The following is a 14,276-nucleotide window of genomic DNA, read 5'->3' on the forward strand; positions in this document are numbered from 1 at the left end:
GCATGACGACACCGGCACCGACACTTCTGTGGCTGCGGCGCGACCTGCGGCTTGACGACCACCCGGCGCTGGTGGCGGCCTGCGCGGACGGCGGTCCGGTCATCCCGGTGTTCATCCATGACGAGACGGTGGAAAACCTCGGCGCGGCCCCGCGCTGGCGGCTCGGGCTGGCGGTGGCGGACCTGGCGCGGCAACTGGAAGACGCGGGCAGCCGGCTGATCCTGCGCCGCGGCGATGCGCTGGCGGCGCTGCGCGACCTCGTGGCCGAGACGGGGGCGGGCACGGTGCGCTGGACGCGCGCCTATGACCCGGAGGCCATCGCGCGCGACACCGGGGTCAAGACCGCGTTGAAGGGGCAGGGAATCGCGGCCCACAGCCATCCCGGCCACGTCCTGTTCGAGCCCTGGACGGTGGAAACGAAAACGGGTGGCATGTACCGCGTCTACACGCCCTTCTGGAACGCGGTGAAGGACCGCGCGGTGCCCGAACCGCAGGCCCCACCGGCGCGTCTGCCGGCGCCCGGAACATGGCCGGCGAGCGAGCAGCTGGAAACCTGGGCGATGGATGCTGCCATGGACCGCGGCGCGGCCGTCTGCCGGCCGTGGCAGCGCGTGGGCGCGGCCGCCGCGCGCGACCGGCTGGCGTGGTTCACCGGCGGCCCCATCGCCGATTACCCGACCCAGCGTGACCTTCCGGCGGCCGACGGCACGTCCGGCTTGTCGCAGAACCTGTCGCTGGGCGAGATATCGGTGCGGCGCTGCTGGCACGCGGCGCTGCGCGCGCTGCACGACGGGCACGCCGGTGCCGAGGACTGGCTGAAGGAACTGGCCTGGCGCGACTTCGCCTACCACCTGATCTATCACACCCCGCGGCTGGCCCGGGACAACTGGCGCGGCGAATGGGACGCCTTCCCGTGGTCCCGCGACGGTGACAGCGCGCAAGCGCGCGCATGGAAACAGGGGCGCACGGGGGTGCCCTTCGTCGATGCCGCCATGCGCGAGATGTATGTCACGGGCACCATGCACAACCGCGCGCGGATGGTGGTGGCAAGCTACCTGACCAAGCACCTGCTGACCCACTGGAAGATCGGGCTGGACTGGTTCGCCGACTGCCTGACCGACTGGGATCCGGCCTCGAACGCGCTGGGGTGGCAGTGGGCGGCCGGGTCGGGGCCGGATGCAACGCCCTATTTCCGGGTGTTCAACCCGGACACGCAACTCAGGAAGTTCGACCCCGACGGCGCCTATGTCCGCCGCTGGATCGCCGAGGGCCAGGCGCGGCCCGCCAGGACCGCCCTGGGCTACTTCGAGGCGGTGCCCCGCCGCTGGGGTCTTTCCCCGCAGGCGGCCTATCCGGAAACGCCGGTGGTGGGTCTGGCCGAGGGCCGCCGCCGCGCGCTCGACGCCTACGAGAACAGGACGTTCTGAAAAACAGGGCGGCGCGCGCCGCGTTGCCACCGTAACGGCCCCGGTGCGGGCAACCGACGAGGAGACGAGATGACAAGAACCGACACCCGGGGCGAACGGAACCTGCCACGCTATTTCGCGCCCGTCTTCCAGACGGCCCGCCGCATCCGCCACGGCCGGCTCGACTTCGTGCTGCCCGACGGGCGCCGGTTCCGCGTCGATGGTCCTGCGCCCGGCCCGGTGGCCGAGCTGCACGTCCACGACCCCGACTGTTTCGCCCGGCTGGTGCGCGAGGGCGACCTGGGGTTTTCCGAGGCCTACCTCGACGGGGCGTGGAGCACGCCGGACCTGCAGGCGCTGATGGATTTCATCACGGCAGACAACGATGAACTCTACGCCGGATTTCCCGGCATGGCGCTGGTGCGCGCCTTCGAACGGCTGCGTCACTGGCTGCGGTCGAACTCGCGCGGACAGGCGCGGCGCAACATCGCCCACCATTACGACCTTGGCAACGAGTTCTACCGGCTGTGGCTGGACGACACGATGACCTATTCCAGCGCGTATTTCGAGACCGGCCAGGAAAGTCTCGAACGTGCGCAGGAGGCCAAGTATGCCCGCCTGATCGACCAGATGGGCGTCAAGCCCGGCGACCATGTCCTCGAGATCGGGTGTGGCTGGGGCGGGTTCGCCGAATATGCCGCCCGCGAACGCGGCCTGCGCGTTACCGGGCTGACGATCAGTCGGGAGCAACTGAACTATGCGAGGCAGCGCATTGAAAATTCAGGACTTTCGGACAAAGTTCACCTGAAGCTTCAGGATTACCGGGACGAGCGGGGGCATTACGACGGGATCGCCAGCATCGAGATGTTCGAGGCGGTCGGCGAACGTTACTGGCCGACCTATTTCGACAAGCTGCGCGACTGCCTGCGCCCGGGCGGCACGGCGACGCTGCAGGTCATCACCATCGAGGACCATCGTTTCGAGGCCTACCGCAAGGGCGTGGATTTCATCCAGAAATACATCTTCCCGGGCGGCATGCTGCCCAGCCCGTCGGTCCTGCGGCGCGAGGTCGAGCGCGCCGGGCTGCACGTCGCGCGGTCGGTCGAGTTCGGCGAAAGCTACAGCCAGACCCTGCGCCGCTGGCACGACACCTTCAACGCGAAATGGGACGAGATCGCCCGGCTGGGGTTCGACGACCGGTTCCGCCGCATGTGGAATTTCTACCTGACCTCTTGCGCAAGCACCTTCAGCAGCGGAAACTGCGACGTGACGCAGATCACGATCGCCAAGCCCGCCTGAATGCCCGACACCGCCATCATGCCCACCGCCGCGAAGCTCGCGGCGGCGGTGTGTCTTGGCGCGGTCGGGTGGGGGGTGTCCGAGCTGATCCGTCCACTGATGCCCGAGCAGACGGTTTTCGGGTGGTTCAACCACGTCAACCTCGGCCTCGGCGTGCTGTGCGGCTGGCTGATCACGGGCCGGCGCGCGGGCGACGGCTATGTCCAGTCCGCCAGCAGCGGCCTTGGCGGCGTGGCCGCGCTTGTGTTCTGGGGGCTGCTGGTGCAGAGCATCAACGAGATGCTCGCGCGTGCGCTCGATCGCAATTACGGCGGGCCGGTGGAGGCGCTTGAGGGCCTGGCGGCCGTCGCGGTGGAGTTCGGCGCGGTCCTGTTGGATGCGCGGGTGATCGGCGCACTCCTTCTGGGCGGCATCGTCACCGGTGGCGTGGCCGAATGGGTATCGAAACGGTGGTCCTGACGCGATGACGGATGTTGTGGTTTACGGGCCTTTGCGGCATTCCGCGCTGCTGGCCAGGGTGCTGGGCGTGCCAGAGGCGGAGCTGACGCTGCGACCGGCCACGCTGCCCGATCGCGCGTTGCAGGTGGCCGAGCCGGACGACGGCACGGCGCTGGCCGTGGCCCGGGAAGGTGCCGCCGCCCCCGCAGCGCTTCTGGCCGGGCTGTCGCGGGATCGGCAGGACCGGCTCGCGTTCTTCGCCGGTGGCATGGGGCTGGAGCTGCGCCGCGCGACCGTCGAGGTATCCGGCGCGCGCACGGAGGCGCTCGTGCCCCTGCCGGCAGAGGGACGCCGCGCCGGCGCATCGCCTTGGCGTGAACAGGCGTGGCGGCCGCGCTGGGCCGCGCTGTGGCTGCGGGCCGCCGACGAGGCGATGGGCTATCACGGCCGGTTTTCCGCCGACGCGCTGGCGCGGCGCATGCCGATGATCCTTGCCCGGGCGAATTCGCGGCTGGCCGCCTCGGGCGGCGCCCCGGCGCAGGTGCGCAGCGCCACCCCGGCCGACAGCGTCGAGGTGCTGTCGGTGGAAAGCCCGCACGCGGAGTATTTCGTCACCCGGGCCTATGACCTGCGCCATCCGACCTTCGACGGCGGCACCGGCGAGGCGGTGCGCCGCGAGGTTTTCGTCGCGATGGATGCGGCGATCGTGCTGCCCTACGATCCGGGGCGCGACCGCGTGCTGATGGTCGAGCAGTTCCGCATGGGCCCCTTCGGCCGCGGCGACCCGCGCCCCTGGACGCTGGAACCCGTCGCGGGCCGTGTCGACCCCGGCGAGACACCCGAGGCCGCGGCGCGCCGTGAATGCCTGGAGGAAACCGGCGTCGCCCTGGACCGGCTGGAGCCCATCGCGAAATACTACTGTTCGCCCGGCTGCTCGACCGAGTTCTTCCACAACTTCGTCGGGATTTGCGCGCTGCCCGAGACGGCCAAGGGGCAGGGCGGGCTGGCCACCGAACACGAGGACATCCGCACCCACGTGCTGGAATTCGAGGCGGCGATGGAGCTTGTCGCCAGCGGCGAGGCCAATGTCGGCCCGCTGGTCATGGCGCTGATCTGGTTGTCGCGGGAACGCGCCCGCCTGCGTGCCGCCGCTTGAGTTCGCGCGGCGCAGCGCCTACACCGGAAACCAGATACCACCGTTCTGGAGGTGCGCCATGAAGGTTGCACAGGACCTGGCCGAGGCCGTCGGCAACACCCCGATGATCCGGCTGCGCCGGCCAAGCGAGGAAACCGGTTGCACGATCCTCGGCAAATGCGAGTTCCTCAATCCCGGCCAGTCGGTCAAGGACCGCGCGGCGCTCTACATCATACGCGACGCGATCGAGCGCGGCGTGCTGGAGCCGGGCGGCACCATCGTCGAGGGCACCGCCGGCAACACCGGCATCGGGCTCGGGCTGGTGGGGGCGTCGATGGGATTCAAGACGGTGATCGTCATGCCCGAGACGCAGAGCGAGGAAAAGAAGGACATGCTGCGCCTCGCGGGGGCCGAGCTGGTCCAGGTGCCCGCGGCGCCCTATAGCAATCCCAACAATTACGTTCGGTATTCCGACCGGCTGGCGCAGAAACTTGCAGAAACCGAACCTCACGGGGCAATCTGGGCCAACCAGTTCGACAATGTCGCCAACCGCCGCGCCCACGAGGAAACCACCGGCCCCGAGATCTGGGAACAAACCGGCGGCAAGGTCGACGGCTTCATCTGCGCGGTGGGATCGGGCGGCACGCTGGCCGGTGTGGCGCGCGCGCTGCAACCCAGGGGCGTGAAGATGGGGCTGGCCGACCCGGAGGGCGCGGGCCTTTACAAGATCTACACCGGCGAGGAGAATCCCGGCAACTCGATCACCGAAGGCATCGGGCAGGGGCGCATCACCGCCAACCTCGAGGGCTTCACCCCCGATTTCACCTGGCGGGTGCCGGACGCCGAGGCGCTGCCGGTGGTCTTCGACCTGCTGACCGACGAGGGGCTTTGCATGGGCGGCTCTTCGGGCGTGAACGTGGCCGGCGCGATGCGGCTGGCGCGCGAGATGGGGCCGGGCCACACCATCGTGACCATCCTGTGCGATTACGGCACGCGGTATCAGTCCAAGATGTTCAACCCCGAGTTCCTGCGCGAGAAGGGGCTGCCGACGCCGGACTGGCTGGAGAAGGCGCCGCGCTCGATCCCCGGGGTGTTCGTCGAGTGAGCGCCATGCTTTTCCGGCTGTTCCTTGCCCTTGTGCTGGCCGCGGCGCTCGTTCCGCTCGGGCCGGGAAGTGCGCCGCTATGGGTGCAGGCGCAACAGGCGCAGCAGCAGGAGGACAACGCCGGGGCCGGCAGCTCCGAGATCGACTACACGGAGTGGGAAAAGACGGCCACCCGGGCCGAGGAGGCCATCGAGGCCGGCCGCGCCTCGACCGTTGCGCTCGAGGAGCTGCGCTCCGAACTGGTGAACTGGCGCGACAGGTTCTCGGGCGCGCGCGATGTCAATGAAAGCACGATCGAGACGGTGCAGAGCCAGCTCGAGGCGTTGGGGCCCAAACCCGAGGAAGGTGGCGAGTCGCCGGAGATCGCGCTTCAGCGCGAACAACTCGAACGACGGCTCGCCGAATTGCGGGCGCCCGTGAAGCGCGCGGACTCCGCCCACAGCCGCGCCGACGGGCTGATCAAGGGAATCGACCAGATCATCCGCGACCGGCAGACGGAGGAACTGCTGGAACTCGGACCGTCGCCGGTGAACCCGGTGCACTGGCCGGACGGAGTCTCGGCACTGCTCGGCACGCTTCGGGGCATCGGCAACGAGGTGGTCGCGGCCTGGACGAACCCCGTCCAGCGCGGCGAAACCAACGAGGCGCTGCCGGCGGTATTGCTGCTGCTCGCGGTCGGGGGCGTTCTGCTGGCGCGCGGCCGCCGCTGGGTCGACCGGCTGACCCGGGCGATCCTGCGCCGGCCGCCGCACTCGGGCCGCTGGCTGCTGGCGTTTCTCGTTTCGACGGGCACCATCCTGCTGCCGTTCCTGGGCCTTTATGCCGTTGTCGAGGCGATCTATGCCAGCGGGCTGGTGGGGCTGCGGGGTGACCTGCTGCTGGCTGCGCTGGTTCCGGCCGCGGCGGTCTATCTGCTGGCACGCTGGCTGGCGCTGCGGATCTTCCCCGCGCACGACCTGCGTGGCCCGCCGCTGGACCTCGACGATGCGCAACGCCACGCCGGCCGGCTTTACGGCACGGCCCTTGGCTTCGTGTTCGCGCTGTTCCGCGTGCTGAACGGGATCGCGGATTTCGCCGACTGGTCCCAGGCCGCGATGAACGTGATCCTGTTTCCCGTTCTCGTGGTGGCGGGTCTTTTGCTGGTGCGTCTGGCGCGGATCCTGCTGCAGATCGGCCGCGACGACGCCGCGGACGACACGGGCGAGACGTTCCGCGGGCGCATGGCCCGGCTTCTGGCCCGGGCGCTCGTGATTCTCGGCATTGCCGCGCCGGGCCTGGCCGCCGTGGGCTACATGACCGCGGCCAAGGCGCTGATCATGCCGTCATTGCTGTCGCTGATGCTGTTGGCCGGCCTGCTGGTGCTGCAGCGCATGCTGATCGAGGTTTATGCGCTGCTCAGCGGTGACACCGACGGTGCCGCGGATTCGCTCATCCCGGTGCTGGGCGGGTTCGTCCTGGCGTTGCTGTCGATGCCGGCCTTCGCGCTGATCTGGGGGGCACGGGTCGCCGACCTGACCGAGCTCTGGACCCGGTTCACCGAGGGCATCGCGGTGGGCGGCACGCGGATCTCGCCCACGGTCTTCCTGATCTTCGCCGTTGTCTTCGCGCTGGGTTACATGCTGACCCGGCTGGTGCAGGGCGCGCTGCGCAACACCGTGCTGCCAAAGACCCGCATCGACCAGGGCGGCCAGACGGCCATCGTCTCGGGCGTGGGCTACGTCGGCATATTCCTTGCGGCGGTGATCGCCATCACCAGCGCGGGGATCGACCTGAGCTCGATCGCGATCGTCGCCGGTGCGTTGTCCGTGGGCATCGGTTTCGGCCTTCAGAACATCGTGTCGAACTTCGTCTCGGGGATCATCCTGCTGATCGAGCGGCCGATCTCCGAGGGCGACTGGATCGAGGTCGGCGGCACCCACGGCTACGTGCGCGACATCAGCGTGCGCTCCACCCGGATCGAGACCTTCGACCGCTCGGACGTGATCGTGCCCAACGCCGACCTGATCAGCGGGACGGTGACGAACTACACCCGCGGCAACACGGTGGGCCGCCTGATCGTGCCGGTCGGCGTGGCCTACGGCAGCGACACCGGCAAGGTCGAAGCGATCCTGCAGGAGGTGGCCGAGGCACACCCGCTGGTGCTTCTCAACCCTGCGCCCTACGTCATCCTGACCGGTTTCGGCGACAGCGCGCTGACCTTCGAGATCCGCGCGATCCTGCGCGACATCAACTGGGTGCTGAACGTCAGGTCCGACATGAACCACGAGATCGCGCGCCGTTTCGCCGAGGCGGGCATCGGGATCCCCTATCCGCAGCGGGACATCTGGCTGCGCAACCCCGAGACGTTGCGTGGCACGCCCGAGGGCGGAACGCGCGCGCCCACGGGCGATCAGCCGGCCCGCGTGCCGCTCGAGGAGGCCGACGTGGCGGACCCGGATGCAGACGGAGGCGACGCATGACCGAGATGCTGTTTCGCGACGACCCGCATCTTGCCGAGGCCGCGGCCACGGTAGAGGCCCACACGCCCGAGGGCGGGGTGGTGCTCGACCGGAGCTGTTTCTATCCCACCGGTGGCGGCCAGCCCGGCGACTGCGGTTCGCTCGCCTGGGCGGGCGGCGCGATGGAGGTCGCCACCACGGTCAAGGGCGAGGACGGGGCGATCGTGCTGGTGCCGGCCGAGGCGCAGGCCCTGCCGGCGGTGGGCACAGCGGTCACGCAGACGCTCGACTGGGACCGCCGCAGTCTCCACATGCGCGTGCACACCGCGCTGCACCTGCTGTCGGTGGTGATCCCGCTGCCGGTCACCGGCGGGTCGATCGGCGCGGGCAAGGGGCGGCTCGATTTCGACATGGCCGATACGCCGCAGGACCGCGACGCGCTCGAGGCGCAGCTCAACGAGCTCGTGGACCTCGACCTGCCGGTGACCGAGGACTGGATCACCGACGCCGAGCTCGCGGCCAATCCCGCGCTGGTCAAGACGATGTCCGTCGCGCCGCCGCGCGGGGCAGGGCAGGTCCGTCTCGTGCGCATCGGCAAGGGGGATCAGACCGTGGACCTGCAGCCCTGTGGCGGCACCCATGTCGCCCGAACCGGCGAGATCGGCCGGCTGCGGCTGGGCAAGGTGGAAAAGAAGGGCCGGCAGAACCGCCGCGTCTACCTGCACCTGGATGCCTGATACGGCGATTTCCGGCCGATTTCCCCCTTGAAAATCCCGGGGCGGCAACGCTAGATACCCCGACACGGAGAGGTGGCCGAGTGGTCGAAGGCGCACGCCTGGAAAGTGTGTAGGCCCGAAAGGGTCTCGAGGGTTCGAATCCCTCTCTCTCCGCCATGACAGGTAAGTCACTGATTTTGCAGAAAAATCCTGACGATGTCCAACAAGCCGTTGTCCAGAATGGACCACACGCAAGAGGCTGGGGACATGCACTACCTGATTCAACCGCGCGGCCCCGGTACCGGCTGGGTGTTCCGCATGGTGACGCCGCCGGAATTGGTGGGAATGGAAAACCCGTGGACCGGCAAGCCGTTTGGCCGCGAGATCAGGCGCGGATTGAAGACCCGTCACCTGCCTGAAGCACGCAAGCGACGTGACGTGGCCCTAGGTGAGATCAGGAAGCTCGCCGACACGGGCAATGGGGCAGATGACTTCTCGTTGGAGAAGGCCCTGGAATGGCGTCAGATGGTCGCCGAGGACAGCAGCGATGAAGGCGCTGTCGGGTCCATTCTCGGTGACAGGCTCGAGGCAGCCGAGAGTCGAGGGGTTCCCCTCAAGAAGCTGCAAGGGTTCGGCAAGGTGGCGTTCGGCAAGGGCTTCCCGATCTCGAAAGCGTTTCCACAGTACCTCGAGGAGCGAAAGCCGGGCAACCGTCGTGGGTATAAGCCGCTACAGCGCACGACCATCTTGAACGCCGAGACGGCGCTGCGTCATCTGAGGGATTTCCTTGGTGATGAGGACAGGGTGGCCTGCCTTGAGGACGTCACGCCTGAGAAGGCGCGGCGTTTCCGCGAGGATTACCTGCCCTCGTTGACGACAAGGCGGTCCCCGGAAGTACAGATATTCTGATTGTGAACAAGTTCGGGAAGCTGGAAGCCGAAGGCGGGGGTCCGCCCCGTGATCGCGGATGCACTTGCCCTGGGTATTCCTGTCCTGGTCGGGCTGAACAGCCTGAATGCAGCTGCCTTCCAAGCCTTCGCGGCTGGACTGGCCGTCGAGTTGCCGCCGCAGCAGGAGGAATTGCATCAATGGGCATTATCCTGCTTGGCTTGGCAAATGGAGCCGACCGAAGGTCGGCCCCGCCGGGGTGAGCGGCTGCGGTTGGGTTTTCCGCAAGACCGCTGAACGCCCTCGACGCTTAAGGGCTGGAACCTGCCACCCGATGACCCTCCCTCAAACCGGGGCCGGACGGCGACGGGTCGTCCGCCAGGCGCGCAAGGGGACAGTTGTGCGTCCGCCCTTCAGGTTGGGCCGGCCGCCGCGCGCTGGCCCGGACCCAGAACGAGAAGCGCGGGTGTCACCACGAGGGTCAGGATCGTGGAGACGGCCAGACCGCCCACGACCGCGGACGACAGTTCGGTCCACCACTGTGTCGACGGCGCGCCGTGGATGATGTCGCGGTTGTAGAAATCCACCGTCAGCGCCAGCACCATCGGCATCAGCCCCAGCCCGGTCGTCACCGAGGTCAGGATCACCGGCCGCATGCGCAGCACGCCTGTGCGCAGTGCCGCCTCGCGCGCGCCCTGGCCGGCCGCGCGCAGGCGGTTGTAGGTGTCGATCAGCACGATGTTGTCGTTGACCACCACGCCGGCCAGCGCGATCATCCCGATCCCGCCCATGACGACGCCGAAGGGCCGCCCCGTGACCAGCAGGCCGAGAAGCACGCCGGTGACCGAGAACACGATCGCGGTGAACACGACCAGCGCCTGGTAGTAGCTGTTGAACTGCAGCAGCATGATCGCGAACATCAGGGCGATGGCCGCGACGAAGGCGGTTGCAAGGAATTCCATCGCCGCCTGCTGCTCTTCGGCCTGGCCCTTGAACGACCATGCCGCCTCGCCGGGCAGGCCCTCGGACTCCAGCGCCGCGCGCAGGGCCGCGACCTGGTCGTTGACCAGAAGGCCGGGCGCGACATCGGCCTCGACGATCGCGGCGCGGGTCTGGTCGACCCGGCGTATCGTGCCGCTGCGCGGGGCCGGTTCCAGTTGGACGAAGTTCCCGATGGGCACGGGGCCGGCACGCGTCGGCACGCGCAGGCCGCCGAGGTCCGCCAGCGTGCGCTCGGGCGCCGGGAAGCGCACCCGGATCGGCACCGGCGCGTCGGCGTCCTCGGGGCGGTACTCGGCGATCTCGACGCCCTGCGTGAGAAGCTGCACGGCCTGCCCGAGCAGGCTGACATCCGCGCCGAAGCGCGATGCCTCGGACCGGTCGACGTCGATGCGCCACTCCACGCCGGGAAGGGGGCGGGTGTCGGTGACGTCGGTGAAGCCGCCGATCCGGTCCATCATGGCGTGGACGGCCTCGACCGCGGCGTCGCGCACCTGCGCGTCGTCCGATCGCAGTTCGAGGTTCACCGGCTTGCCGGGCGTGGGCCCCATGTTCGGCGTGCGCACCTGGACCTCGATCCCCGCGATGTCGGCCATGGCGGTCCGGATTTCCTCCCCGATCCGCTTGGCCGGGGCGCGGGTGTCCCATTCCGTCAGCTCCAGCGTGAGGCGCCCGATCACCTCGGCGTCCTCGGCGCCCAGGAGGGTGCGGGCATAGATGCTTTCGACATCCTCCCGACCTGCCAGCCGCCGCTCGACGCGTCGGACGATGTCGTCGCGTTCGTAGACCGAGGAGTTGTCGCGCGAGCGGACCTCGACGATCAGTGTCTCGGGTTCGATCTCGGGGAAGAAAGCGATCCCGGTGCCGTGCTGGGCATAGGCGGTGAGCGCGGCCAGAAGCGCCGCGACGGACACCAGCACGACGGTCAGCGGCCGCGACAGCGCCCGCCCCAGAAAGCGGGCATAGACGCCGGCCGCACCCCGCAGGCGCCGGGGGTCGCCGCGCTCGGATTCGTGCAGCACCCGCTTGGCATGCGCGGTTTGCGGGCGCCGACGCCCAAGCGCACCGCCGACGACGGGCACGAAGACCAGCGCCATCAGGAGCGACGCGGCCAGCGTCAGGATGACCGTGATCGGCAGGTACTTCATGAACTCCCCGACCACGCCGCTCCAGAACAGCAGCGGCACGAAGACCGACAGCGTGGTGCTCACGGACGCGATGATCGGCCAGGCCATCCGCTTGGCGGCGGCCGCGTAGGCCTGCCGCGGGGTCGCTGCGCCCTCCAGCTTGCGGTCGGCGTATTCCACGACGACGATGGCGCCGTCCACCAGCATGCCCACCACGAGGATCAGCGAGAACAGAACGATGATGTTCATCGTGTGCCCCATCGCCCACAGCGCGGCCACGCCAGACAGGAACGCGCCCGGGATGGCCAGCCCCACGAGCAGCGCCGAGCGCACGCCGAGCGCCCAGATGATGACGATCATCACCAGAAGGATGGCCGCGATCACGTTCGTCTCGAGCTCGCTGAGCGTGTCCTCCACCTCGGTGCTCTGGTCCTGGGGATAGGCGATGCGCACCGTCTCGGGCCATTCGGATGCGGCCGCCGCGGCCTCGGCCCGCACGGCATCGACCGTCTCGATGATGTTGGCACCCACCCGTTTGGTGACCTCGAGCACAAGCGCGGGCTGTCCGTCGTAGCGTGCGAATTCCTGCGGGTCCTCGTAACTGCGGCGCAGCGCGGCGACGTCGCCGAAGGTGACGACCGCATCGCCGCGGACCTTCAGCGGCATCTCCATGACGTCGTCGATATCCTCGATCAGCCCCGGCACCTTGAGCACGATGCGTCCGGCGCGGGTGTCGATGGCGCCCGCGGCGATCAGCCGGTTGTTGCGGGCGACCTGCGCGATCAGCTCCTCGAAGGACAGGCCGTATGTCTCGAAGACGGTCGGGTCGATCAGCACCTCCAGCACCTCGGTGCGCGCGCCGGCGATATCGACCTCCAGCACGCCCTCGAGCGCCTCGAACCGCGCCTTTAGATCGTCGGCAATCCCGTTCAGCGCGCGCTCGGGCACCGGCCCGGACAGCACCGCCGTCAGTACCGGGAACAACGCCGTGTTGATTTCCTGCACCACCGGGGTGCGCGCATCCGACGGCAGCTCGCTCCGGGCCCGGTCGACCGCCTCGCGCACGCGGTCCAGCGCGACCTCGGCATCCGAGCCGGGCTCGAACTCCAGCACCACCGAGGCGAAGCCCTCGCCGGCCTGCGCGGTCATCTCGTCGAGGCCCGCCAGCGCGGCGAGCTCGGCCTCCAGCGGGCGGATCAGCAGCCGTTCGCTGTCGGCCGGCGAGATCCCTTCGAGCGAGGTGGTCACGATCGCGACGGGGATCTGGACCTCGGGCGCGGCCTCCTTGGGAATGCCGCGGTAGGCCGCCGCCCCCACGGCCAGCAGCAGCACCAGGCCGAGCAGCACCGCCCGGCTGCGCGAGAAGGCGGCGTCGATCAGGCTCTTCATGGCGACCCGGCGCCGTTCGCGGGCCCGGCGCGCGCGTCGGGGCGGGGGGCGACCCGCTCGCCGCGGCGCACGAAGCCTTGCCCGACGGTGATGATCCGCACCGACCCGGGCAGGCCGGTCACCCAGACCCCGTCCGTGCCGGCCTTGATGACATCGACCTCGTAGAACGCCACGCGGTTGTCGTCATCGACGGTCTTGAGGCCGAGCGCGCCGCGCTCGTCGAGCGCGAGAAGGGCCGGAGAGACACGGTGTGCCTTCGTCTTGCCGGTCTCGATCCGGATTTCAGCGCTCACCCCCGACGGGATCTTGCCGCCATCGTTGGCGACCTCCACCTCCATCGGGAAGGTGCGCGTTCCCGGGTCGGCATTCGCGCCCACGAAGGTCACGGTGCCGGTCCGCTCCTCGCCGGTGATGAAGGCGACATGCGCCGTCTGGCCGGCGCCGACCTGTTCCACGGATTGCTGGGCGACGCGCGCGCGCACGGTCAGCGGGGCGTTGTCCACGATCCGCGCAACCGACGCGCCGGCCGTCACGTATTCACCGGCGTTGATCGAGAGGTCCTCGAGGCGTCCGCCGAAGGGCGCGCGGATCGTCGTGTCATCGAGTGCCTCCTTGGCGGCGGCAAGCTGCGCTTCGGCGGCGGCCAAGGCGGCGCGCGTGCTGGCGACCCTGTCAACCGTGCCGACCCCGCGGTCGAGCAGCGTCTTGGCATTGCGGAACGCGCGCGACGCGCGGTCAACCTCGGCCTCGGCGCGGCGCACGGCGGCCTCGCGCTCCGTCGCGTCCAGGCGCGCGATGATGTCGCCGGTGCGCAGCGTCGCGCCCTTGCGCACGGGCACCTCGACGAGCTTGCCGGGCGCCTCGGCCAGAACCGCGGTGTTGCGGTCGGGCATGGCCTGACCCTCGACCACCAGGACATCGGCGACCGTCTCGGCCGCCGAGGGCGCGACACCCACCTGCACCGGCGCGCTCTCACGCGCCTTGGCCGGCGTGCCCGGCGCGTCGTCCTGCATCAGCATCCCGCTTGCGAACCAGCCCACCACCAGCCCGACGAGCGCGAGAGCGATCCACGCGGAGTGTGACGCCCCCGGGTCATCCTCGAAGCGCAGCGGCTCTGCGGGCTCTGCGTGCCCGTTTGCGTCCTGGCGTCTCGACACGTGGCCTCCCGGGCCATGCCCTGACAGATCCGGTTGAAAACCGCGGCGGAACGGCGCGCGGACTCGCGGCGCGATCTTCGTCGGATCGTGGCATGGCCGCAATCCGGAATCGACCGCGAAACGCAACCGGGCACGCCGCAGGCTCAAATGTTGCGCGTTTCCGGGCACCGTCAACGGCG

The 14,276-nt window shown here is 69.3% G+C and carries 11 protein-coding genes and 1 tRNA gene; 10 read left to right on the top strand and 2 right to left on the bottom strand.

Annotation, left to right across the window (positions count from 1 at the left end):
• The first annotated feature begins 2 nt into the window (after positions 1-2).
• From CEF10_RS09840 to CEF10_RS09885, 10 genes are all read left to right on the top strand, one after another.
• Positions 3-1,427: a cryptochrome/photolyase family protein gene (locus CEF10_RS09840; protein ID WP_101068008.1), complete on the top strand. Its 1,425-nt coding sequence runs from the start codon at positions 3-5 to the stop codon at positions 1,425-1,427.
• A gap of 69 nt (positions 1,428-1,496) precedes the next feature.
• Entirely contained in the window at positions 1,497-2,705 is a 1,209-nt protein-coding gene (locus CEF10_RS09845; protein ID WP_101068009.1) for an SAM-dependent methyltransferase, read from the top strand.
• Entirely contained in the window at positions 2,706-3,164 is a 459-nt protein-coding gene (locus CEF10_RS09850) for a TrgA family protein (RefSeq protein WP_101068010.1), read from the top strand. It begins immediately after the preceding gene.
• 4 nt (positions 3,165-3,168) lie between these two features.
• The gene (locus tag CEF10_RS09855; protein ID WP_232796466.1) at positions 3,169-4,299 is read left to right on the top strand and encodes an NUDIX domain-containing protein; all 1,131 of its coding nucleotides are present in this window, start codon (positions 3,169-3,171) and stop codon (positions 4,297-4,299) included.
• 58 nt (positions 4,300-4,357) lie between these two features.
• Positions 4,358-5,383 carry a cysteine synthase A gene (locus CEF10_RS09860; protein ID WP_101068011.1) on the top strand — a complete coding sequence of 342 codons (1,026 nt, stop codon included), beginning with the start codon at positions 4,358-4,360 and terminating at the stop codon, positions 5,381-5,383.
• A 5-nt stretch (positions 5,384-5,388) separates the two neighbouring features.
• Positions 5,389-7,842: a DUF3772 domain-containing protein gene (locus tag CEF10_RS09865; RefSeq protein ID WP_101068080.1), complete on the top strand. Its 2,454-nt coding sequence runs from the start codon at positions 5,389-5,391 to the stop codon at positions 7,840-7,842.
• On the top strand, positions 7,839-8,558 hold the full coding sequence (locus CEF10_RS09870; protein ID WP_101068012.1) for an alanyl-tRNA editing protein: 720 nt from the start codon (positions 7,839-7,841) through the stop codon (positions 8,556-8,558). The genes CEF10_RS09865 and CEF10_RS09870 overlap by 4 nt, the downstream gene beginning before the upstream one ends.
• A gap of 66 nt (positions 8,559-8,624) precedes the next feature.
• Positions 8,625-8,714: transfer RNA gene (locus CEF10_RS09875), tRNA-Ser, on the top strand.
• Positions 8,715-8,804: 90 nt separating this feature from the next.
• Positions 8,805-9,446 carry a hypothetical protein gene (locus tag CEF10_RS09880; protein ID WP_157932997.1) on the top strand — a complete coding sequence of 214 codons (642 nt, stop codon included), beginning with the start codon at positions 8,805-8,807 and terminating at the stop codon, positions 9,444-9,446.
• A 48-nt stretch (positions 9,447-9,494) separates the two neighbouring features.
• On the top strand, positions 9,495-9,722 hold the full coding sequence (locus tag CEF10_RS09885) for a DUF2478 domain-containing protein (RefSeq protein ID WP_332870146.1): 228 nt from the start codon (positions 9,495-9,497) through the stop codon (positions 9,720-9,722).
• A 116-nt stretch (positions 9,723-9,838) separates the two neighbouring features.
• Here the strand turns inward: CEF10_RS09885 and CEF10_RS09890 are convergent, their stop codons facing one another.
• Together CEF10_RS09890 and CEF10_RS09895 are read right to left on the bottom strand one after the other, a co-directional pair.
• Positions 9,839-12,940 carry an efflux RND transporter permease subunit gene (locus CEF10_RS09890; RefSeq protein WP_101068014.1) on the bottom strand — a complete coding sequence of 1,034 codons (3,102 nt, stop codon included), beginning with the start codon at positions 12,938-12,940 and terminating at the stop codon, positions 9,839-9,841.
• Positions 12,937-14,097, bottom strand: coding sequence for an efflux RND transporter periplasmic adaptor subunit (locus CEF10_RS09895; RefSeq protein ID WP_157932998.1), 1,161 nt, complete (start codon positions 14,095-14,097; stop codon positions 12,937-12,939). The genes CEF10_RS09890 and CEF10_RS09895 overlap by 4 nt, the downstream gene beginning before the upstream one ends.
• Positions 14,098-14,276 lie beyond the last annotated feature (179 nt).

Origin of the sequence: Roseovarius salinarum (assembly GCF_002834145.1) — a bacterium.
Lineage (GTDB): Bacteria > Pseudomonadota > Alphaproteobacteria > Rhodobacterales > Rhodobacteraceae > Roseovarius > Roseovarius salinarum.

What these genes read in the sequence shown, in the direction of transcription:
- CEF10_RS09855 (WP_232796466.1), top strand. Translation starts at nt 3,169, where the DNA reads ATGACGGATGTTGTGGTTTACGGGCCTTTGCGGCATTCCGCGCTGCTG.
- CEF10_RS09845 (WP_101068009.1), top strand. Translation starts at nt 1,497, where the DNA reads ATGACAAGAACCGACACCCGGGGCGAACGGAACCTGCCACGCTATTTC.
- CEF10_RS09890 (WP_101068014.1), bottom strand. Translation starts at nt 12,940, where the DNA reads ATGAAGAGCCTGATCGACGCCGCCTTCTCGCGCAGCCGGGCGGTGCTG.
- CEF10_RS09870 (WP_101068012.1), top strand. Translation starts at nt 7,839, where the DNA reads ATGACCGAGATGCTGTTTCGCGACGACCCGCATCTTGCCGAGGCCGCG.
- CEF10_RS09850 (WP_101068010.1), top strand. Translation starts at nt 2,706, where the DNA reads ATGCCCGACACCGCCATCATGCCCACCGCCGCGAAGCTCGCGGCGGCG.
- CEF10_RS09840 (WP_101068008.1), top strand. Translation starts at nt 3, where the DNA reads ATGACGACACCGGCACCGACACTTCTGTGGCTGCGGCGCGACCTGCGG.
- CEF10_RS09860 (WP_101068011.1), top strand. Translation starts at nt 4,358, where the DNA reads ATGAAGGTTGCACAGGACCTGGCCGAGGCCGTCGGCAACACCCCGATG.
- CEF10_RS09865 (WP_101068080.1), top strand. Translation starts at nt 5,389, where the DNA reads ATGCTTTTCCGGCTGTTCCTTGCCCTTGTGCTGGCCGCGGCGCTCGTT.
- CEF10_RS09880 (WP_157932997.1), top strand. Translation starts at nt 8,805, where the DNA reads ATGCACTACCTGATTCAACCGCGCGGCCCCGGTACCGGCTGGGTGTTC.